This is a genomic window from Kitasatospora sp. NPDC101447, from assembly GCF_044767225.1.
GTDB lineage: Bacteria > Actinomycetota > Actinomycetes > Streptomycetales > Streptomycetaceae > Kitasatospora.
The window spans coordinates 341573-361349 of record NZ_JBIWNL010000001.1 but is presented as its reverse complement, the minus strand read 5'-3'; the positions used below and the strand labels follow the sequence as shown (position 1 = coordinate 361349).

Sequence of the window (19777 nt, the reverse complement as noted above, 5' to 3'; positions counted from 1 at the left end):
CCCGCCGTCAATCGCCGCGCCGTCACCTGCTGCCCGTCACCTCCCGCCACGTCACCCGCTGCCACCCCCGCCACGTCACCCACGGCCCGTCGCCCGGGAAGGTGCCCCGATGCCCCCGTCCACCGCTCGCCGCCCGGAACGACCGCACCCGCCGGAACGGCCCCACCCGCGGGAACGGCCCCACCCGCGGGATCGACCGCACCGACCGGCCCTGCACCTGCTGCGTTCCGCACTGGCCCGGAGCCGGCCGGCGGTGCTCCGGCTCCTCGCCTGGTCACTGCTCTCGGCGGCGCCGGCGCTGGTGTCGGGCAAGGCGCTGGCGCTGGCGGTCGACCGCGGCTTCATCGCCGGCCGGCCGGCCCAGGCGGCGGGCTGGCTCGCCCTGTTCGCCGTGGTCTCGCTGGCCGGCGCGTGGGCGTCACGGCAGGCGTACCCGTGGCTGGCCGAGGTCGTCGAGCCGATGCGCGACCGGCTGCTGGGCGGGGTGGTGTCCGGCATGCTCCACGACGCCGCGGCCGCGCCCGGGCGACCGGACGGTTCGGGGGCGGTCGCGGTCGCCCGGCTCACCCGTCAGGTCGAGGTGGTCCGGGACACCGTCGCGGGACAACTGCTGGTGGTGTCCCACTTCGCGCTGACGGTGGTCGCCGTGGTGGCCGGCAGCGCCGCCCTCGCCCCGGCCGCCGCCGCGCTGATCGCGGGCCCGCTGCTGCTGTCGCTGCTCGCCTTCGCGGCCCTCGCCCCGGCCACCGCCCGGCGCCAGCGGGAGGCCTTCGCGGCGGAGGAGGAGCTGGCGCGGTCCTGCGCCGACGTCCTGCGGGCGCTGCGCGACCTGGTCGCGTGCGGCGCCCGGGACGGGGCCGAGCGCGAGGTGCTGGCCACCGTCGCGGCGAACGAGGCGGCCGGCCTGGCCCTGGCCCGGCTCGCGGGCGCGCGCCGGCTGATCGTGTCCCTGGGCGCGCACCTGCCGCTGCTGCTGGTCGTCCTGGCGGCGCCGGGCCTGGTCGGCCGGGGGCTGACCCCGGGCGCGGTGGTCGGCGTGCTGGCGTACCTGACGGGCACACTGGAACCGGCCCTGCGGCTGCTGGTGCAGGGCGCCGGCACCTCCTGGCTCCGGCTCGCGGTGGCCGCCGACCGCCTCGCCGGGGCGAGCCGTCCGGAGACCTCCGCGAACGGAACGCCCGGGGACGGAACGCCCGGCGACGGAATACCCCGCGACCGAGCGGCGGCGCCCGCCGGCCCCTTCCCCGTGGACGGTTCGGTCGTGCTCTCCGGTGTCTGCTTCGCCTACGGCGCCGACGCGGACCCGGTCCTCGACCGGCTCGACCTCGCCCTGCGCGACGGCGAACACCTCGCCGTCGTCGGCCCGTCGGGCATCGGCAAGTCCACGCTCGCCGACGTCCTGGCGGGCGTCGTGGCCCCGGACGACGGCCGGGTGCTGCTCGGCGGGGTCGCGCCCGCCCGGCTGACCGGCCCGGACCTCGCCCGGGCCCGGGTCCTGCTCCCCCAGGATCCGTACGTCTTCACCGGGACGGTCTCGGAGAACCTCCGGTGGCTGTCACCGCACGCCGCGACGGCGGCCGTGCTCGACGCGGTCGACGCCGTCGGCGCGCGGCCCCTGGTGGAACGGCTGGGCGGACCGGACGGGCACCTCGCCCCGGCCGCGCTGTCGCCTGGCGAACGCCAGCTGATCGCGCTGGCCCGTGCGCACCTGTGCGAGGCGCGCCTCGTCATCCTCGACGAGGCGACCCGCCACCTCGACGCGACCGCGGAACGGCGGGTCGAGCAGGCCTTCCGCTCCCGGCCCGGCACGGTCGTGACCATCACCCACCGGATCGGCCCGGCCGCCCGCGCGGACCGGGTCCTGTTCCTGGACGGGTCGCGGCCCCGGCTGGGCACGCACCGCAGCCTGCTGGCCGAGGTGCCCGCCTACCGCCGGCTGACCGGCGAACCGGAGCCCGACGGGCTCACGGCGCCGCCCTCCGGCGGGAGCTGACGGAGCGGGCCGGGGTCAGCCGGGGCCGGGGCCCGCCGGCCCCGGCCGCGCCCGCCGCTCAGCAGCCCGGCCGGATCGTCAGCTCGCTCAGCGTGCCGTCCGCGGGGAAGTCCAGCACCCCGACCAGGGCCGCGGCCACGGACTCCGCGGCGAGGCAGATGCCCGGGTCGTACGGCAGGCCGAGCGCGCCGTGCAGCCGGGCCTGCATGGGGGTGTCGACCTCCCCCGGGAAGACCGTGGTGACCCGCACGCCGTTGCGGTACTCCTCCGCCCGCAGCGACTCGGCCAGCGCCCGCAACGCGAACTTCGAGGCCGCGTAGCCCCCCAGACCGGGCGGCGCGTGCAGCCCGGCGCCGGAGTTCACGAACACCACCCGGCCCGCGGCCGCCCGCAGCGCGGGCAGTACCACGCGCGTCAGCTCGGCCGGGGCCACGCAGTTGACCGCCAGCATGCCCTGCCACACCGCCGGGTCGAGGCCCGCCACCGTGCCGGGCTCCAGCGTCCCGGCGACGTGCATCAGCGAGTCCAGCCGTTCCGGCAGCTCCTGCTTCCCGAGCGCGGCCGCCAGCGTCGTCGGCTCCGCGAGGTCCGCCGCCAGGGTGCGGCTCCCCGGGAACCGCGACCGCAGCTCCTCCGCCCGGGCCTCGTCCCTGGCCAGCAGCCAGAGGTCCTCGCCCCGCTCCGTGAGCACCCCGGCGACCGCCGCGCCGATTCCCGAGCCCGCACCGGTGATGAGATGAACGCCCATGCCGGCCCCCTTACCCACCGTGACCGCGTCGGAACGGCGATTTCCCGCCGTCCTGGCGGCCGGGTCCGGAAGGCCGGAGCCGTCACCCGGTCACTCCGTCATCCCGTCACCCCGTCGATTCGTCGATTCGTCGATTCGTCACGGGTGTTCGGAGGAAGCGGCGGGCTCCCGCTGCGGGCGCTCCGACGGCCGGCACTCCCACTGCGGGTGCTCCCGCTCCGCCCACGCGCGCTCCACCAGGCCGGTCCGCATCCCCAGCCGTGACTCCCGGTCCGCCATCGCCATCCGCACGTGCCCGGCGACCACGGTGGCGATGGCCAGGGCGAACCAGTCGTGGACGAAGGTCGCCCCGGTCCGCCAGGCCGGCGGCGACAGGTGCGTCAGCCACATCAGCAGACCGGTGCCCAGGATCACCAGCATCGATCCGAGCGTCCACTGCGCGTACAGCTTCTGTCCGGCGTTGAACTTGCCCGCCGGGCGCTGCGGTTCGCGCCTGCGCACGGCGCGCAGCCAGGCCCGGTCCGCCGGGGTGAAGCGGCTCAGCCGGGTCGCGTCCGCGCGCAGCGCCCGGGAGGAGAGCCCGAGCAGCAGCGGCACCGGCAGCGCCAGGCCGCACCAGACGTGCACGGTCACCACCAGGTGGCGGCGGCCCACCAGTTCGGCCAGCGGCGCCAGGTAGAGGCAGGCCGCGCTCGCCAGGCAGACCAGCATCAGGGCGGCGGTCGTGCGGTGCACCCAGCGCTCGGCGCGGGTGAAACGGAGGACCAGCTCAGCTCGTCGGCGCATCGTCCCGCCCGTTCGACCGGCCGACCCAGGCGTCGACGTCGTAGCCGTTGCCCTCCCAGTAGCCCGGGCGCACCGCGTCGGTGACGGTGATGCCCGAGAGCCACTTCGCGGACTTGTAGAAGTACATCGGTGCGACGTAGAGCCGCACCGGGCCGCCGTGGGCGTGCGTGATCGGGGCGTCCTGCAGCTTGAGCGCGACCAGCACGTCGTCCCGCCGGGCCTGCTCCAGGGTGAGGCTCTCGGTGTACGTGCCGTCGAAGCAGCTGAACGACACCGCCCTCGCGCCGGGCCGCACCCCGGCCGCGTCCAGCAGGTGCGCGAGCGGCACCCCCTCGAAGGGCGTGTCCGGGACGCGCCAGCCGGTCACGCACTGGACGTCGCGGACGAGCCGCTGCTGCGGCATCGCCTGCAGATCGGCGAGCCGGTGGCTCGTCGGGCGCTCCACCAGGCCGTCCACCGTCAGCGTGTAGGTCTCCGCGGTGCGGGTCGGCACCGAGGAGGCCACGGAGTAGTACCGGAAGACGCCGCCGCCCGGCAGCAGCCCGGTCACCCCGGTCGGGTCCGAGGCGGTGACGGCGTCCTGGGCGCGCTGGAGGTACGGGCCGGCCGCCACACCGGCCGCGCCCAGCCCCAGCAGGCCCAGCACGACCCGGCGGCCCACGGGTGTGCCCTCGGGGCGCTCGGTTCTCTTCACGGCCCGATTGGACCAGGTCGAAGGGGGTGGGCTCAACCCGCCCGACGCCTCCGGCTGCGCCGGGCCCGCGGGCCGCTCCAGCGCCCAGGGCGGCGCGCTCCGCGAACTCCAGCGGCAGGCTGCCGTCCTGGGGGCGCAGGGGCCGCTGCCCTCCGGCTGGGCGGCCGCGGCGGTCCGGCGCGCCTGCGCCTCGATCGCGACCGCCGCGGCCACGGCGGGTGCACGGCCGACCGGTTGGCCCTGACCCCGGACCACGCCGGGGCTCCCCCGGTGCCCCGGCCCGAACCTGAACTCCCCCTGGTGGACCCGGCCGCCGCGGGGATCAGCCCGCCGCGGGCCGCTCGGCCACCGGGGCGGCACCGGAACCGGAGCCGGAGCCCGCCAGGGTGACGGGCAGACCGGACTCGATGCGGCTGAGCAGCCGGCCGCCGTGGACGCCGGGCGCGTCGAAGCCGCGCAGGTCGTCGGGATCGTCGTCGGCGCCGGCCAGGACCTCGGGCACCAGCACCGTCTCGGCGGGGCGGGGCGGTTCGGCGGCGGAGTCGGCGAGGTAGGCCGGTGCGAGGACGGGGCCGTGCAGGGTGCCCGCGACGAGGTCGGGGGCGAACTCGGCGGACAGCACCGTGACCCGGGCGTGCAGGTCCCCGTGGAGCATCACCAGCTTGTCGGTCATGTTGCCGACGAAGGCCTCGACGTGGACGTCGCCGCGGACGAGGAGTTTGGCGTCGCCCTCCAGGTAGACGGCGGCCGCCCTGAGGTCGCCGAGGACGATCAGGGCGGGGCAGCCGTCGTCGGTGTTGAGCACGGCGCCGGTGACGTCGAGGTCGCCGTCGACGATGTAGCCGGTGCCGTCCGGCTCGGCGGCGTCGAGGTCGAGGTGGCCCTCGATCGCCAGCGCGCCGGTGTGGACGTCGTACTGCTCCTCGTAGAGGTTCTCGTAGGAGGAGCGGGGCAGGCCGCGGCGCTCGAAGAGGGCGACGGCCTGGTCCCAACTGTGCGGTGTGGTCGTGAGGTTCATGGGCCGAACTGTGCCATGCGGCACTGTCAGCGGGGGGCGCCGGGGAACGGCTCCGCCCGGTGGCGGGTGCCACCGGGCGGGTCGATCGGACGGCGCGACCAGCCGACGCGACCAGCCGGTACGACCGGCCGGCGATCAGGCCGTCGGGGCGAGGGTGCCGTCGAAGGTGGCGGCCGCGAGGCCGAAGGACAGCGTCATGCCGATGCCCGAGGTGACGGAGATGGCGCGCACCCCCGGGGCCAGGTCGCGCACCAGCAGGGGCCCGCGGGGGCTGCTGGCGTAGACGCCCTGCCAGCGTTCGAGGACCCGCAGGCGCTCCACGCCCAGCACCCGGGCGACCGCGTCGGTCAGCAGCTCGTGGGTGCGCTCGTCGACGAACGGCGTGGTGGTGGCGTCGTAGTGGTGCGAGTCGCCGACCAGGACCGTGCCGTCCGGGAGTCGGGTGAACATCACGTTGGCGCCGATGTCCAGCAGTTCGCGGCTGTGGCCCAGGACCTCCTCCCGCAGCAGGGCGGCCGAGGGGCGGGAGGTGAAGGCGTCGTAGCGGAGCATCGAGGTGGCCGTCAGCACCGCGGAGGAGGTGCGGAACCCGGCCGGGGCGGCGGCCCGTGCCATGGTGAGGCGGCAGCGCTGGATCCCGTGGTCCTCGGCGATGTCGGGGAACAGGTAGTCCAGGTCGTGGCCGACGCAGATCAGGATGCGGTCGCCGTGGACCGGCCCGCGCGTGGTGTGGACCGTCCCGGGCTCGACGCCGGTGACGGCGGTGCCCCACAGGACCCGGCCCTGCGGCTGCTCGGCCACCCAGCGGGCCAGGCCGGGCGCCGCCTCGCGCGGGTTGACGCGCAGGTCGGCGGGCAGGAACGCGCCGCCCACCAGGTCGCCGGCGGCATCGTCCGCGCGGCCGAGCAGCGCGGCCGTCCGGGCGGCGGTGCGCAGCTCGACGGCGTCGCCGCCGCGCTCGTCGCGCAGCTCCTCCAGGACGGCCGCCTCGGTCGCGGACCGGGCCACCACCAGGGTGCCGGCCTCCTCGGCCCAGATGCCGACGGTTTCGGCGGCGCGCAGCCAGCCGGGCCGGGAGCGCTGGGCGAGGGCGAGCAGGTCGCCGTCCTGGGCGCTGATGCAGCAGTGGCCGAAGTTGCGGACCGAGGCGCCGACGGGCTGCCGGTCGCGGTCGACGACGGTGACGGACAGCCCGTTGCTCAGTGCCTCGAAGGCGTGGGCGAGGCCGATGATGCCGGCGCCGACGATCACCACGTCGCTGCGGCCGGGCGTGCCCGGTGCGTGCGTACGGGAGGAGGCGGGGGCGGTCGTGGGTGTGGTGCTGCTGCTCATGGCTCCAGGTTCCGGGGTCGTCGGCGTCGCCGTCAAGACATGTATGTACAAGTTACCGTCTGTTCACCCGCGCGACGACCACGGGCGAGAACCCTTCACCAGGACAAACGACCAGGTGGGCCCGCCTTGAGAAGTTCCGCCATCGGGTGTCATAGTCGACTTGTGAAGACAAGTGACGAGCTTCCGCTCCACCAACGGCTCGGCGCCGAGTTCCAACGCCGCATCGAGTCCGGCCAGTGGCCCGAGGGCCTGCCGGTGCCCAGCGAGTCGCAGCTCTGCGCCGAGTTCGGCACCTCCCGCGGCCCGGTCCGCCAGGCCCTGGCCATGCTGCGCCACGAGGGCAGTCTGGTCGGCGGCCGCGGGAAGCCGCCCGTCGCCCGCCGTACGGCGCCCTCCCAGCCGTTCGGCACGTTCCTGTCCTTCACCCAGTGGGCCCGCACCATCGGCCGCGAGCCCGGGCAGACCACCGTCGAGGTGGCCCGCCGCCGGGCGACCCCGGAGGCGGCCGCCCGGCTCGGCCTCGCCGAGGGCGCACCCGTCGTCGAACTGGTCCGGCTGCGACTGCTGGACGACGTCCCGGCCATGCTGGAACGCTCCACCTTCGTCCACGAGGTCGGGCGCATCCTGTTCGACTTCGACCCGGACAGCGGATCCGTCTACGAGGAACTGCTGCGCCGCGAGGTCGACCTGCACCGCGCCCGGCACACCATCGACGCCGTCGCCGCCGAGCCGCAGGACGCCGAACTCCTCCGGGTCGCCGTCGGCGCCCCGCTGCTGCGCGTCCGCCGGCTCACCACGTCGAGCCGGGGCGTGCCGCTGGAGGACGCGGACGACCGCTACCTGCCCGCCATGGCCACCTTCACCATCGAGAACACCATCGAAGGCCGAACCGTCATCGGCCGCTACCGCACCGAAGAGGACTGACACCGTGATCGAGCTCGCCGTCCTGGACATGGCCGGAACGACCATCAACGAGGCGGGTGCCGTCTACCGGGCGCTGCGCACCGCCGTCGAGCGCACCGGAGTGGCCGTCACCGAGGCCGACCTCCAGACCTGGATGGGCACCGACAAGCGCGAGGCCATCGCCGCCCTGGTCCGCATAGGCGGGGGCACCCCGACCCCCGAGCTCGTCGAGGACGGCTACGCCGCCTTCGCGGAGTTCCTGCGCGAGGCCTATCGGGCCACTCCCCCGCAGGCCATCGCCGGTGTCGAGGACGCCCTGGCCGAGCTGCGCCGACGCGGCATCAAGGTGGCCCTGACCACCGGCTTCAGCGACGACGTCGCGTACCCGCTGCTGGAGTCGCTGGGCTGGTCCACCGGCGAGGGCGGCAACCTCGACGCCGTGGTCACCTCGGACGAGGTCCCGCGCGGGCGCCCGGCGCCGCACATGATCCACCGGGCGATGGAGAAGACCGGGGTGATCGACACCCGCCGGGTGCTGGCCGCCGGCGACACCGTCGTCGACGTCGAGGCCGGCGCCAACGCCGGGGCCGGCGTGGTCATCGGCGTGCTGACCGGGGAGCTCGGCCGCGACGACTTCGAGGGGCGCCCGCACACCTACGTGCTGGACAGCGTCGCCGACATCCCGGCGCTCCCCGAGGCCCGGCCGACGGCCTGACCGCACCGCCCGACCGCACCGCCCGACCCCGCCGCCGTGACCCCGTCGCCGTGATCCCGCCGCTGTCATCCCACTGACCGACCTCACCGCCGGGTGAGCCGCCGGGGCGTACGCCCGGGCGGCTCATGCGTCGGTCGGTGGGGCTGCGGCGGCCGGTCGGGGCCGCCGCGGCGGACGTCCCGTCAGGACGGGCTGGTGGCCAGCAGCGCGGTGGTGGTCACCTTGTTGTCGCACTCGGCGAAGAGGCCGTCGTCCAGGGCCACCTGGTGCGCTCCCGCGCCGCCCGGCAGGCCCACCACGAGCGTGGGGTAGGCGACCGGCGTGGCCCCGGAGTCGCAGCCGCCGTCGCCCTCGCCCTGCACCTGGACGAAGGTGAGCTTCACCCAGGCCTTCCCGCCCGGGGCCACCCGGACCGGGGTGGCGGTACCGCTGTGGGTCACCGCGAGCGGGGCGTTGTGGTCCGGGGAGCCGTTGGCCGCCCCGGCGACGGTCGGGAAGCCCTGCAGCGTGCACGGGTGCGCCGAGGTGTTGGTGAACGCGACGATCGCCGCTCCCACCCCGGTTCCGTTGGGGCGCTGCTTCGCCTGGTGGGCCTCCACCGTCAGGTCGGTGGCCGCGCAGGCCGCGGCCGTTCCGGCGGACGGGGATGCGGTGGCCGGCGCGGTCCCGGTGGCCGGAGCGCCGGACGCCGTGGCGCCCTTGCCGGGGGCCGGGTGCGCGGTGCTCGGCGCGGTCGGGGCGGGGGCCGCCGCCGTCTGCGTCACGGTGGCCGCCGCGGTCGGCGCCGCGGCCGGCCCGGATCCGTCGTTCCCCGGCCCGCAGGCCGTGACGAGCAGGGCGGCGGTGGCGGCCGAGACGACGGCGACCGCGGCTCTTCGGGTCTGCTTCCGGTACTGCGTGTCCTGCATGGTTCCCCCGAGGGACGGAGACGGAGCGGTGCCGGCCCTGTGCGGGCACCTGCCCCGTACACACCGCCGTTCCGGTGCCGGTTCCCCGAGCGCCCGGGTGTGACAGGACGGTGACGGAATCGGGAGACCGCCGTCGCACGGTGACGGCCGGTCGGGCCCGTCCGCTCCGTCCGTCCCGTCCCGTCCCGTCCCGTCCGGATGATGAGACCCCGTCACCGACCGGTGCGCCCGCGCACGGAACCGTCCGGCACCGGGCCCCGGGCTGCGCCCGGCGGCTCCCCCGCAGGTCAGTGCGGGGTCAAGCTACGGTCAAGGGTTTCGCCGGACGCGCGGCGGGGGCCTATCCTGGGGCCGATTCATACAGACACCTCGTTCGGTGAGGCGTCTTCACGGACACAGGCCACTGATCCCACCCGTCGAGAGACGCTCCGGATCAGGACAGGTCTCCCCGGCCCAAGGGGTGACCCCAAGTGGCTTCCCGTCGCTCGCGACCAGGGACACGCCGTGGAGTGCCAAAGCTCTGACGAGTGGGGGTGCACCCGGTGGTGACGCCGGTCTCCCCCTGCCGTGCCGCCGCGACGCCGATGCGCGGCCGAGATCGGGAGGGAGGCGTGATGGACGGAAGTCCTGGCCATAGTCGGCCCATTCCCGTGCTGTCCTCGCCGTCCTTCCGCCGTCCGAGGCGCCCCCTCCTGCCCTGACCGAACCGGTCCGGCCCCGCCCTGCCGTCCCGCCCCGCGCGGGACGCCTCGGCGTGCGCCCGGAACCGCCCGCGCGGTCGGGGCACGCGGTGGCGTGCCGTCGGGCGGCCCGCATGCCCCGAACCGTCCGGGGCGAGGGGGTCTTTCCTCGTGGCTGCCACCACCCTGTTCACGTCCGCCACGGCCCGGCTGCGCGACCGCACGGTCGACGCCGAGCACCGCACCACGGTGTCCCGGGCCGTGCGTTCCTCCCTGGTCTCGCTCGCCGGGCTGATCGGCGGCCCGGTCGCCAACCAGGCCGGCGAGGAGATGGGCCGGGTCGTCGACGTGGTCGCCCGGCTCTACGGGCCGGAGCCGTACCCGCCCGTCACCGGCCTGATCATCCGGATAGGCCGCCGCCGCGCCTTCATCGCCGCCGACGCCGTCGACCGGATCCTGACCGGCCGGGTACGGCTGCGCACCGCCCGGGTGGACCTCCGGGAGTTCAACCGCAGGCCCGGTGAGGTGCTGCTCGCCCGCGACGTGCTGGACCATCAACTCGTCGACGTCGACGGCGTGCAGGTCACCCGCGCCGCCGACCTCTACCTGGCCCCGCTGGCGGCCCGCACCGTCCTGGTCGGCGTCGACGTCTCCCTGCCCACCCTGCTGCGCCGCCTCGGCCCGCGCCGCTGGCAGATCCGCCCGACCCCGGAGCGCGTCCTGGACTGGCAGTCCGTCGCACCGTTCGGCGAGCAGGCCACCCACGGGCCCGCCGAGGTGCGGCTGCGCGCCTCCCGTTCCGCGCTGCACCGGCTGCGCCCGGCCGATCTCGCCGACATCCTGGAGGACCTCGGCCGCCACGAACGCCAGCAGTTGCTCGGCTGGTTGGAGCCCGAGCAGGCCGCGGACGCCCTGGAGGAGATGGAGCCGGCCGAGCTGGAGAACCTGCTCCGCGAGGCCCCGCCCGAGCACGCCGCCCGGCTGGTCGACGAGATGGAGCCCGACGAAGCCGCCGACGCCCTGCGCGACCTCGACCCCGGCGAGCGCGAGAACCTGCTCGCCCGGATGACCGCCCCCGGGGCCGCCGAGCTGCGCGCCCTGCTCACCCACCGCGAGGGCACCGCGGGCGGCGCGATGACCACCCTGCTGGTCACCGCCCGCCCCGCGCACACCGTCGCCCGGGTACGGGCGGAGCTCGCCGCGCAGGCCGACCACCGCACCGACATCGACGCGGTGGCCGTGCTGGACGACGACGGCCGGCTGCTCGGCGACCTCCCCCTGTTCGACCTGGCCGTCGCCGAGGACACCACGGTGGTCGCCGATCTGGTGGCCTGGCTGGCCCAGTTCGGCCCGCCGGTGACCGTCCCGCCCGACACCCGGCTCGCCGAGGCCGCCGATCGCCTGATCGCGGCCCGGGCCACCTCGCTGCTGGTGGTCGACCACACCGGCCGCCCGCTCGGCCGCGTGCTGGCCGACGACATCCTCGACACGCTGCTGCCCGAGCGCGGGCGCCTGCACTTCCGGAGGCTCCTCAAGTGACCCGCGACCTCGACACCCGACCGGACGGCGGCAACCGCGCCGAGTCCGGCACCCGCCCGGACGGCGCGCACCCGGCCCCAGCGCCGTCCACCTCGGCGCCGTCCGCCCCGGCCTGCCGCCGGGGCATCCGCCGGCTGGCCGCCGTCGCGATGATCGCCGGCCCCGGCCTGGTCGCCGCCAACGCGGGCAACGACGCCGCCGGCATCGCGACGTACGCCAGCGCCGGCTCCCAGTTCACGTACGGCACGCTGTTCTTCATGGTGCTGGTCACCGTCGCCCTGGTGATGGTGCAGGAGATGGCGGTCCGCCTCGGCGCCCACACCGGCAAGGGGCTGGGCGCGCTGATCCGCGAGCAGTTCAGCCTGCGCCTGACCGCCCTGGCGGTGTTCTGCCTGCTGCTGGCCAACACCGGCCTGGTGGTCAGCGAGTTCGCCGGGATCGGCGCGGCGTTCGAGCTGCTCGGCGTGCCCAAGTGGGCGGTCGTCCCGCCGGCCGCCGTGCTGCTCTGGTCGCTGGTGCTGTTCGGCTCCTACAAGTGGGCCGAGCGCATCTTCCTGATCATGTCGCTGGCGTTCTTCGCCTACCCCGTCGCCATGGTGCTCGGCAGCCCCGACTGGGGGCGGGTGGGCGAGCACCTGGTCGTCCCGCACCTGGAGCCCGGCAAGGACTTCATCCTGCTGGCCGTCGCGCTGATCGGCACCACCGTCAGCCCCTACATGCAGTTCTACGCCGCCGCCGGAGTCGTCGACCGCGGTGCCAAGCCCGCCGACTACAAGCTGATCCGGGCCGACGCCGTGCTCGGCGCCGTGTTCGCCTGCGTGATCAGCCTGACCATCATCATCGCCACCGCCTCGGCGATCGGCGGCAGCGGCCCCCTGGAGTCCGCCGCGCAGGCCGCCGAGGCCCTGAAGCCGGTCGCCGGGCACGGCGCCGAGCTGCTGTTCGCCTTCGGTCTGATCGGGGCCTCCGCCCTGGCCGGCGCCGTGGTGCCGCTCTCGGCGAGCTACGCCGTCGGCGAGGCGGCCGGCGTCGAGCGCTCGGTCTCCCGCAGCTTCCGCGACGCGCCGCTGTTCCTCGGGGTGTTCACCGCCCAGATCGCCCTGGGCGCCGTGGTCGCGCTGACCCCGGTGGACGTCATCCAGCTGCTGATCGGCACCCAGGTGCTGCAGGGTCTGATCAGCCCGATCGTCCTGGTCTACCTGCTCGTGCTGACCAACCGCCGGGCCGTCCTCGGCGAGGCCGCCAACGGTCCGCGCTACCGCATCGCGGCCACCGCCGTGGTCGTCGGCGTGGCCGCCATGTCGACGATCCTGCTCGTCCAGACCGTCCTCGGCTGGTTCGGCCTCGGCTGAGCCGGCCCCCGCGGGCCCCGGTCGTCAGCGGCCGGCGGCGGGCCGCCGGACCCCGCCGCGAAGACTCCGACGGATTGTCATGACTGAAACACCGTCCGGCCGGGCATAACGAGGACAGCCCACCGACGGGCCCAGCCGACGCTCCCCCACGAGCAACGGCCGGGCCCTTGGCCGGCGCCCGGGCCTGGATGCGACTCCCCCCACGGAGTGGCAACCAGGCCCGCATGGTGTTCAACCAGCGATACGCAGCGTACATGCCATGTCCACTCAACGCTACCGCGCTGCACACCTTGGCATCCGGTGACCTCGCCGACGCGTCCGGTCGAGCCGACGAGCGGCCCGAGCCCCGGACCGGATCGGCCCCCGCCGGATCACGAAGCGGGCACGACCCGGGCACGATGCAGGCACGACGCGGCCACGATGCGGGCACGAGGACGGCACGACGTCGGCGCGACACCACCGTGCTAGAACCGACGCCGGGCCGCAACTCCCGTTGCCCGCCCGGCACTCCGCGCACCGCGCCCCCGTCCCACGCCCCTTCCGGCCACCACCCTGGGAGAGCCATGTCGACTGCCGCACGCATCCGCCCCGCACGCCTCCTGTCCGGCGCACTGGCCGCCGCCCTCGCCCTGCTGCTCCCCGGCACGGCCGGGACGACCCCCGCGAGCGCCGCCACCACCGGGCTGGACGGCGCCTGGGCCTGCACCGTCCCGTCCGGGTACGTCTACGACCAGGTGTCGATGAACCGCTCCTGCAGCGGCGGCGGGAGCTGGAACTCGCCGCAGTTCCACCTGCGCACCCCCGTCGACGGCCTGACGGCCTGTGTCAGCGCACCCGGCTTCGTCTACGACCAGATCACCTGGGGGCTCGCCTGCAGCCAGCAGAGCGGCGTCCAGTCCAACCAGTACCACCTGCGCACGCCGGTCGACGGCCTCACGGCCTGCGTCGGCACCCCGGCGTTCACCTACGACCGGATCACCTGGGGCCTGTCCTGCAGTCTCCAGCAGGGCGTGCAGTCCAACGCCTTCCACCTCCGCACGCCGGTGAACGGCCTCTGGGCCTGTGACGTCCCCAAGGGCTTCACGTACAGCACGACCACCCAGAACACCGACTGCAGCTTCTACCAGGGCGTCCCGTCCACCAAGTTCCTCCTGCTGGGCTGAGCGGGACCGCGGCGCAGCGCGGGAGCGGGGGGCCGGCCGGGCCGGGCGTCCCGTTCCCGTCGCCGCGCGGTCCGTCCGGCGGCGGGCTACTCCAGCAGCCGCCGCAGGATCCGCGCCTCCACGTCCGCCCGGGCGTACGGGCCGTCGTCGGCGGCGTGCAGGTGGCCGCCGATGCGCAGGGTCACGGTCATCAGGCAGCGGGCCTCGACCTCCTCCTCGTCGGGGCAGAAGGAGGAGTAGAGGGAACGGAGGTACGCCATGCGGCGGTTGTCCACCCGCCGCAGGCGCTCGGCGACGGCCGCGTCCCGGCGGGCCCACTCGCGGACCGCCAGGTCGGCGGTGGTGCCCCGGACCGGCCCCTCGGAGGCGGCGACGACCGCGAACAGCCGGTGGAGCCGCGCCCTGGCGTCGCCCCCGCCGCGCTCGACCTCCTCGATCACGCCCTCGGCGACTTCGTACTCCCAGGTGTCGAGCATCTCGGAGAGGAGTGCGTCCCGGTTGCGGAAGTACCCGTAGAAGCCGCCCTTGGTGACGCCGAGGGACTGCGCGAGGACCTCCACCCGGACGGCTTCGGGGCCGCCCGCGACGAGCGCCCGCAGGCCCTCCTCGATCCACTTCTCCCGCGGCGTGCGGATCGCGCCCATGCCGTGCTCCTCCTCGCGTCGAGGGCGAGTATACGGCAGCGTATAAATGGCCCTATGCTGGATCTATACGCCACCGTATAGATTGGGGTCCGGCCGTGAGACTTCCCCGAACCGCACACACCGACCTGCCCTGGCGGATCCACGGGATCGCCCACGACTTCACGGTCGAGGACGTCTGGGACCTGCCCACCCCCGGCGGACCGGACGACTTCGACCGGCTGGTGCGCCAGTTCGCCGAGGGAATGACCGGCGGGATGCTCGGCGACAGCGCGGCCTCGCGGGCGCTCTTCGCCGTCCGCCACCGGCTCGGCGCCCTGTTCCACTGGGACGAGCCGCGCCCCGGCACCCGGCCGCCGACCCTGCGCGACCGCCTCCCGGCGGACCTCCGGGACGGCCGGCGCGGCCCGGACCTCGGCACGTCCGGGTTCGCCTCCCTCTACCGGCTGGACGACGAGTGGGCCGCCGAGCTGGCCAACCGGACCGTGCACGCGGTGCTGCACCTCGGCTGGGTGCCGGACGGACCGGTCGGCCACCGCGGCCGGATGGCCGTCCTGGTGAAGCCGAACGGGGCGCTCGGCACGCTCTACATGGCCGCCATCAAGCCCTTCCGGCACCTCCTGGTGTACCCCGCCCTGCTGCGCTCCGTCGGCCGCACCTGGCAGGCGAACACACCGGGGAAGAACGCGAACTGACGGTGTGACGGCGAGCCCGGCCGGCGGCGCACGGCCGCCGGTCGGGCCGCTCCCCGAACGGGGTCAGGACAGGTAGTCCTCCAGCCCGCCGTCACGCCGGATGTCCAGGGTGACGCAGTGGAAGCCGCCGCCGAGCACCCGGGAGTGCCGCAGCCGGTGCGGCAGGACGGTGATCCCGGAGTGCTCCAGCAGCTTGATCAGGCTCTCCTGGCCGGACTCGACGATCGCCGTGTCCGGGGAGACCATCAGCAGGTTCATGCTGATCCAGCTCTCGCTGAGCGCGTGCTCGGGCGCGTCCCCGGTGGGCTCGGCCGGCGGGCACCACAGGACGTCCCAGCCGCGCAGCGGCTCCGGGACGGTCTCCGGGCTGATCCGCTCCGGGTTGAGCAGCACCAGCCCCGGCCGCAGCAGCGCGATGGTGCTGTCGATGTGGGTGTAGCCGTAGATGTCGCGCAGCGGGTGCAGCCGCAGGCCGCCGTCGCCGAGCAGGCCGAGGGTGGATTCGAGCCACTGCAGGCCGAGTTCGTTGCCGCTGCGGGAGACCTGGTAGAACACGTCCCGGCCGAGCCGCAGCACGTTCGCGGCGTCGAAGACCGGCTCGGCCTCGCCCAGCAGCGGGAGCCCGTCCGCGTCGTACTCGAAGAGCTCGTCGCTCAACTGCGGCCGGGGGGCGGCCAGCCAGCGGGCGCCGCGGCGCAGGTAGTCCTGGAAGAGTCCGCGCAGCCCGAAGACCTCGAAGTAGCGCTGCCGCATCGGGCTCGCCACCTCGATCACCGTCTCGCCGACCACCAGGGTCAGGTCCCGCGGGCAGTAGGAGTGGAAACCGCCGTCGGCCTTCCAGAGCGGCGAGGCGAACTCGGCCGCGTGGTCGACCGCCTCGGGCTGGTGGACGGTGACGCCGAGGCCGCGCAGGGTGGCCACCAACGCGTCCAGGTCCTCCTCGGTCTCCTCCACGACCTGCTGCGAGTAGGGCCCGACCTCGATCGAGGCGAGGTCGGCGGCGCTGGTCTTCGGGAAGCAGGACAGCCACGAGGACGGCTCGGTCTGCTCGGGCAGCCGGGCGCCGACAGCGCTGCCGACCACGACCTCCCGCAGTGTGGTGAACTCGTCCCAGCTGTGGACCGGACGGGCCGAATTGGACATGACTCCCCCTTGACACGGGATTTAGGGACGGGCACCGCGGAGCGAGGCCCCCGGGCTGCGCGGAACCGGCCATGGACATCGGTACGGATGGACCGCCGGACTGTCTCCGGTCGAGCACGGCCTACGGGAAATCACCGGCCGGGCAGCCGAATTCGCCTTTCGACGGGCCGGGATCGACGGTCAAGCTACCCGGCCGGAAGACGGCGGCGCAAGGACCGTGATCGGCACCGCACACGCCGCCCCGACGAACCTCCGACCGATCCGCCCGTTGTTCAACTCCCTTGCCCCGGCGCCGATCAACGCTCGGCTTACGGCCAGGACCCACCCGGCCGTCCCCTCCCGCCGCCCGACGCTCACCACCGCCACGCCCGGCGGATCCGGCTCCCGCCGGCCAGGGCCAGCAGCGCCCCGCCCGCCGCGGCGACCGACGCCACCGCCAGGTTCTGCCGCTGCGCCCGGCGCCGGTCGGCGGCGGCCGCCCGCTCCGAGGCCGCCAGGAAGGCCCGCTCGACCCCGGCCGCGGCCAGCTCACCGGCCGCCACCCGCCGTCTGAGCTCCTCCAACCGGACGCCCCGGTAGAGCAGTTCCGGATCCCGGTCGGCAGCCGCCCAGCCGCGCGCGGCCGCGGTCAGCCGACGCTGCTCCCCCAGCGCCTCCTGGCCCTCCGCCAGCCACCCGCGCAGTCTCGGCCAGGCCTGCGGGAGGGCGTGGTGGGACAGCTCGACGGTGTCCCGGTCCACCACCACCAGCCGTGCCCGGACCAGCCGTTCCAGCACCTCCGGCACACCGGGATCGTCGAACTCGGCCCGCCGGACCGGCTTGCGGGTGCCCTCGTCACCGCCCGGCACCAGCTCGCCGCAGGACGCCGGCCCGTCGTCCAGCGCCATCGCGCCCGCGCCCGCTCCGGACCCGGGCAACTCCCCGCCCAGCAGCTCCCCGCCGAGCCGCAGGAACACCGCCCGCGCCCGCGCCCGGTCGGCCGCCTCCAGCCCGTTGTACAGCGACTCCGCCGTCCGGGCCAGCGCACCCTCGAAGCCTCCCGTGGCCTGGAACCCGGCCAGGGTGAGCGCGTTGCCGCTGCGCCGCCGCCAGGTCTCCAGCAGCGCCGCGGACAACAGCGGGAGCGCGCCCGGCTGTTGGGCGGCGGTCGAGATGAGGACGGCCAGCAGGGCGCCCTCGACGGTGCAGCCGGAGCGCAGCGCCGGTTCGGTGATCGCCCGCCGCAGGTCGTCCGGCGCCGGGCGCCCCACCGCCAGCACGCCGAGGCGCCCGGCGTCGGCCAGCCCCGGGTGCCCGGCGAGCAGCGGCCCGCTCTGGTCCGAGCGGACCACCAGCACCACCCGGCAGCGGGCCGGCGCCGGCACCGGCAGCCCGGCCCAGGCCTCGACCGGACCGCCCGCGGCCGTCGCCACCAGGGCGTCCAGGAAGCGCGCCCGCTCGGCGGAGTCCCGGCAGCGGGTCAGCAGTTGCTCGCCCTGGTCCACCACGAGCACCGGGTCGCCGGCCGTCGGTCCGGACGCGTCGCGCCTCGCCTCCCCGGCTCGCTGCCCGAGCCGGGCGAGCGCGAGCGCGTACGCCTCCATGGGTCGTTCGCCGGGCGTCAGCAGCGCCACCGGGACACCGCTGCCGGAGGCCGTGGCCCGCCCCGGGCCGCCCCGGGCCCCGGACCGCCCGCCGGCCCCGCCCCGCCCGGCCGCCGCACCGACTGCCGCGCCGACCGCGGGCGAGCCGCCGAGCCGGGCCAGCAGACCGGCTCTGACCAGCGAGGACTTGCCCGCCCCGGACGGCCCGGCCACGATCACCAGACGCCGATCGGCCAGCAGGGCGACCAGCCGGTCCAGCAGCGCCTCGCGGCCGAAGAACCGCTCGGCGTCGACCGCCTCGAACGCCGCCGCGCCGGGGTAGGGGGCGCGCCCGGCGTCCTGGGCGCGCCGCCGGGAGGCGGCCTCGGCGGCCAGCTCGGCGGCCAGTAACTGCCACCGGTGCCGCCACTCCCGCACGTCCCCGTCGCAGGCCTGCACATAGGCGAGGGTGACGGCGAGACTGGGCAGCCGCCGGCCTCCCGCGGCCACCGACAGACTGGCCGCCGAACAGTGCGCCCGGACGGCGAGTTGACGGTACGGCGGACTTCCGGCGCGTTCCCGCAGGGCCCGCAGATCGCCTGCGAACCGCAGCAGCGGCGCGTCCCCGGGGTCCAGAGGACTTTCCCGACGCGGCACGACGTCCCCCTTCTTCGGTGAAGTGGTGTCCTGAACCTGTGCTCACGTGTCCACGCGCGTCGCACGCGGCTCGTGTCCATCCCCCGGTGATTCATCATGCACAGGACGGTTGGCGTCAAACAATGGTGCGTGCGGGTCGGTTGTTCCGAGTTGATGTTCAATGTCCAGCCGCACGGCGCCGAACAAAGCCGGTGGGATAGAACCGGGACCCGCAGCCTTCGCTGACTTCGGAGACATCCATGAAGTTCACGCGGTACTGCCGTTCCCTACTGTCCACACCCGCGATGGCGGTGGAGCGGTACACCAAGAGCCACCAGTCCGGGGCCGATATCGCCATGGTCGATCTGGAGGATTCGGTCCCACCCGCCCGAAAGGAGGAGGCCCGCCGGCTCGCCGAGGAGTTCTTCGCGCTGCCGTCGACCAAGCTCGCGCGCAGCGCGGTGCGCATCAACACGCTGTCCGGCCCGGACGGTCTGCGCGACCTGATCGCCATCACCCGGTACCGCGTCAAGCCGGACCTCGTACTGGTCCCGATGGCGGAGTCGCCCCGCGACATCGAGATCGCCGCCGGGGCGCTCGGCCGGGACTGCCCGGAGACGGAGTTCCTGGCCGTCGTGGAGACGCCGCTGGGCATCGAGCACGCGCCGGCCATCGCGGCTGCCGGGCACCGGCTGCGCGGGCTGGTCTTCGGCTCGGCCGACTACGCCTTCGCGGTGGGGGCCAGGCTCTCCTGGGACGCGCTGGCCCACGCCCGCGCCCGGGTGGTCAACAGCGCCCGCGCCGCGGGGGTGGAGGCGATGGACGCGCCGTTCTTCGAGGTCACCGACCTCGCCGGGCTGCGCCGCGAGGCCGGGCTCGCCCGGGACTTCGGGTTCAGCGGCAAGATCGCCGTCCACCCGCGCCAACTCGCGCTGATCAACGAGACGTTCAGCCCGGACGAGGAGCTGCTGGCACGCGCCCGCCGGGTGGTAGCGGCGGGTCTGGAGAACGGCCGCTCGGTCACCGTGGTGGACGGGGTGATGGTCGGCATGCCGTTCTTCGAGGCCTCGCAGCGCCTGATCGAGCAGTTCGACCCGCCGAGGCCCGACGGCCCGCCGGAACCCGCCGGATCGCCCCGGCCCCCGCATTCGCGCCAGCCCCCGGATTCGCCCCGGTCGGCCGGACCGCAGCACCCCCAGGGCGACCGGCAGGGCCCGCCCCCGGGCCACGCGCCCACCGACACCCCGACCCACGCGACGGAGAAGTGAC

18 protein-coding genes and 1 riboswitch are annotated in these 19777 nt (G+C 75.2%); of the genes, 9 read left to right on the top strand and 9 right to left on the bottom strand.

Going from position 1 to position 19777, the window contains the following annotated elements; translation table 11 throughout:
- The first annotated feature begins 253 nt into the window (after nucleotides 1–253).
- Nucleotides 254–1993: an ATP-binding cassette domain-containing protein gene (locus tag ACIRST_RS01575; RefSeq protein ID WP_402799010.1), complete on the top strand. Its 1740-nt coding sequence runs from the start codon at nucleotides 254–256 to the stop codon at nucleotides 1991–1993.
- A 58-nt stretch (nucleotides 1994–2051) separates the two neighbouring features.
- On the opposite strand, the gene ACIRST_RS01570 is transcribed toward ACIRST_RS01575, so the two are convergent.
- The 3 genes from ACIRST_RS01570 to ACIRST_RS01560 form a co-directional block, all read right to left on the bottom strand.
- On the bottom strand, nucleotides 2052–2741 hold the full coding sequence (locus ACIRST_RS01570; protein WP_350522843.1) for an SDR family oxidoreductase: 690 nt from the start codon (nucleotides 2739–2741) through the stop codon (nucleotides 2052–2054).
- Between the two features lie 138 nt (nucleotides 2742–2879).
- A complete protein-coding gene (locus tag ACIRST_RS01565; protein ID WP_350522844.1) occupies nucleotides 2880–3527 on the bottom strand; it encodes a cytochrome b/b6 domain-containing protein in 648 nt (215 codons plus the stop codon).
- Nucleotides 3511–4257, bottom strand: coding sequence for a molybdopterin-dependent oxidoreductase (locus ACIRST_RS01560; RefSeq protein ID WP_402799377.1), 747 nt, complete (start codon nucleotides 4255–4257; stop codon nucleotides 3511–3513). The genes ACIRST_RS01565 and ACIRST_RS01560 overlap by 17 nt, the downstream gene beginning before the upstream one ends.
- Here ACIRST_RS01560 and ACIRST_RS01555 point away from each other — a divergent pair.
- The gene (locus ACIRST_RS01555) at nucleotides 4229–4465 is read left to right on the top strand and encodes a hypothetical protein (protein WP_350522846.1); all 237 of its coding nucleotides are present in this window, start codon (nucleotides 4229–4231) and stop codon (nucleotides 4463–4465) included. The genes ACIRST_RS01560 and ACIRST_RS01555 overlap by 29 nt on opposite strands.
- 78 nt (nucleotides 4466–4543) lie before the next feature.
- Here the strand turns inward: ACIRST_RS01555 and ACIRST_RS01550 are convergent, their stop codons facing one another.
- Both ACIRST_RS01550 and ACIRST_RS01545 read right to left on the bottom strand, forming a co-directional pair.
- A complete protein-coding gene (locus ACIRST_RS01550; protein ID WP_402799008.1) occupies nucleotides 4544–5239 on the bottom strand; it encodes a hypothetical protein in 696 nt (231 codons plus the stop codon).
- A 135-nt stretch (nucleotides 5240–5374) separates the two neighbouring features.
- Nucleotides 5375–6571, bottom strand: coding sequence for a TIGR03364 family FAD-dependent oxidoreductase (locus tag ACIRST_RS01545; RefSeq protein ID WP_350522848.1), 1197 nt, complete (start codon nucleotides 6569–6571; stop codon nucleotides 5375–5377).
- Between the two features lie 162 nt (nucleotides 6572–6733).
- On the opposite strand from ACIRST_RS01545, the gene ACIRST_RS01540 reads away from it, so the two are divergent.
- Both ACIRST_RS01540 and ACIRST_RS01535 read left to right on the top strand, forming a co-directional pair.
- Entirely contained in the window at nucleotides 6734–7495 is a 762-nt protein-coding gene (locus ACIRST_RS01540) for a GntR family transcriptional regulator (RefSeq protein ID WP_402799006.1), read from the top strand.
- A 4-nt stretch (nucleotides 7496–7499) separates the two neighbouring features.
- On the top strand, nucleotides 7500–8189 hold the full coding sequence (locus tag ACIRST_RS01535) for a phosphonatase-like hydrolase (protein WP_350522850.1): 690 nt from the start codon (nucleotides 7500–7502) through the stop codon (nucleotides 8187–8189).
- A gap of 182 nt (nucleotides 8190–8371) precedes the next feature.
- Here the strand turns inward: ACIRST_RS01535 and ACIRST_RS01530 are convergent, their stop codons facing one another.
- Nucleotides 8372–9097, bottom strand: coding sequence for a DUF4232 domain-containing protein (locus tag ACIRST_RS01530; protein WP_350522851.1), 726 nt, complete (start codon nucleotides 9095–9097; stop codon nucleotides 8372–8374).
- Between the two features lie 361 nt (nucleotides 9098–9458).
- A riboswitch (M-box (ykoK) riboswitch) is annotated at nucleotides 9459–9637 on the top strand.
- Between the two features lie 311 nt (nucleotides 9638–9948).
- On the opposite strand from ACIRST_RS01530, the gene ACIRST_RS01525 reads away from it, so the two are divergent.
- From ACIRST_RS01525 to ACIRST_RS01515, 3 genes are all read left to right on the top strand, one after another.
- Nucleotides 9949–11316: a magnesium transporter MgtE N-terminal domain-containing protein gene (locus ACIRST_RS01525; protein WP_402799003.1), complete on the top strand. Its 1368-nt coding sequence runs from the start codon at nucleotides 9949–9951 to the stop codon at nucleotides 11314–11316.
- A complete protein-coding gene (locus ACIRST_RS01520; RefSeq protein ID WP_402799001.1) occupies nucleotides 11313–12668 on the top strand; it encodes an NRAMP family divalent metal transporter in 1356 nt (451 codons plus the stop codon). The genes ACIRST_RS01525 and ACIRST_RS01520 overlap by 4 nt, the downstream gene beginning before the upstream one ends.
- Before the next feature lie 563 nt (nucleotides 12669–13231).
- Nucleotides 13232–13831 carry a hypothetical protein gene (locus ACIRST_RS01515; RefSeq protein ID WP_350522855.1) on the top strand — a complete coding sequence of 200 codons (600 nt, stop codon included), beginning with the start codon at nucleotides 13232–13234 and terminating at the stop codon, nucleotides 13829–13831.
- A gap of 86 nt (nucleotides 13832–13917) precedes the next feature.
- Here ACIRST_RS01515 and ACIRST_RS01510 read toward each other — a convergent pair whose 3' ends face one another.
- Nucleotides 13918–14475 carry a TetR/AcrR family transcriptional regulator gene (locus tag ACIRST_RS01510; RefSeq protein WP_350522856.1) on the bottom strand — a complete coding sequence of 186 codons (558 nt, stop codon included), beginning with the start codon at nucleotides 14473–14475 and terminating at the stop codon, nucleotides 13918–13920.
- A gap of 95 nt (nucleotides 14476–14570) precedes the next feature.
- Here ACIRST_RS01510 and ACIRST_RS01505 point away from each other — a divergent pair, with 95 nt between their 5' ends.
- Nucleotides 14571–15167 carry a DUF2867 domain-containing protein gene (locus ACIRST_RS01505; RefSeq protein WP_402798999.1) on the top strand — a complete coding sequence of 199 codons (597 nt, stop codon included), beginning with the start codon at nucleotides 14571–14573 and terminating at the stop codon, nucleotides 15165–15167.
- A 63-nt stretch (nucleotides 15168–15230) separates the two neighbouring features.
- Here the strand turns inward: ACIRST_RS01505 and ACIRST_RS01500 are convergent, their stop codons facing one another.
- Together ACIRST_RS01500 and ACIRST_RS01495 are read right to left on the bottom strand one after the other, a co-directional pair.
- Nucleotides 15231–16310 (bottom strand): inosamine-phosphate amidinotransferase 1, encoded by a 1080-nt coding sequence (locus ACIRST_RS01500; RefSeq protein ID WP_402798998.1) that lies wholly within the window; start codon nucleotides 16308–16310, stop codon nucleotides 15231–15233.
- 353 nt (nucleotides 16311–16663) lie between these two features.
- On the bottom strand, nucleotides 16664–18529 hold the full coding sequence (locus tag ACIRST_RS01495; RefSeq protein ID WP_402798997.1) for a hypothetical protein: 1866 nt from the start codon (nucleotides 18527–18529) through the stop codon (nucleotides 16664–16666).
- A 239-nt stretch (nucleotides 18530–18768) separates the two neighbouring features.
- Here ACIRST_RS01495 and ACIRST_RS01490 point away from each other — a divergent pair, with 239 nt between their 5' ends.
- Complete coding sequence (locus tag ACIRST_RS01490) at nucleotides 18769–19776, top strand: HpcH/HpaI aldolase/citrate lyase family protein (protein WP_402798995.1); 1008 nt, start codon at nucleotides 18769–18771, stop codon at nucleotides 19774–19776.
- The last annotated feature ends 1 nt before the right edge of the window (nucleotide 19777 follow it).

What these genes read in the sequence shown, in the direction of transcription:
- ACIRST_RS01530 (WP_350522851.1), bottom strand. Translation starts at nt 9,097, where the DNA reads ATGCAGGACACGCAGTACCGGAAGCAGACCCGAAGAGCCGCGGTCGCC.
- ACIRST_RS01550 (WP_402799008.1), bottom strand. Translation starts at nt 5,239, where the DNA reads ATGAACCTCACGACCACACCGCACAGTTGGGACCAGGCCGTCGCCCTC.
- ACIRST_RS01500 (WP_402798998.1), bottom strand. Translation starts at nt 16,310, where the DNA reads ATGTCCAATTCGGCCCGTCCGGTCCACAGCTGGGACGAGTTCACCACA.
- ACIRST_RS01570 (WP_350522843.1), bottom strand. Translation starts at nt 2,741, where the DNA reads ATGGGCGTTCATCTCATCACCGGTGCGGGCTCGGGAATCGGCGCGGCG.
- ACIRST_RS01490 (WP_402798995.1), top strand. Translation starts at nt 18,769, where the DNA reads ATGAAGTTCACGCGGTACTGCCGTTCCCTACTGTCCACACCCGCGATG.
- ACIRST_RS01545 (WP_350522848.1), bottom strand. Translation starts at nt 6,571, where the DNA reads ATGAGCAGCAGCACCACACCCACGACCGCCCCCGCCTCCTCCCGTACG.
- ACIRST_RS01515 (WP_350522855.1), top strand. Translation starts at nt 13,232, where the DNA reads ATGTCGACTGCCGCACGCATCCGCCCCGCACGCCTCCTGTCCGGCGCA.
- ACIRST_RS01510 (WP_350522856.1), bottom strand. Translation starts at nt 14,475, where the DNA reads ATGGGCGCGATCCGCACGCCGCGGGAGAAGTGGATCGAGGAGGGCCTG.
- ACIRST_RS01565 (WP_350522844.1), bottom strand. Translation starts at nt 3,527, where the DNA reads ATGCGCCGACGAGCTGAGCTGGTCCTCCGTTTCACCCGCGCCGAGCGC.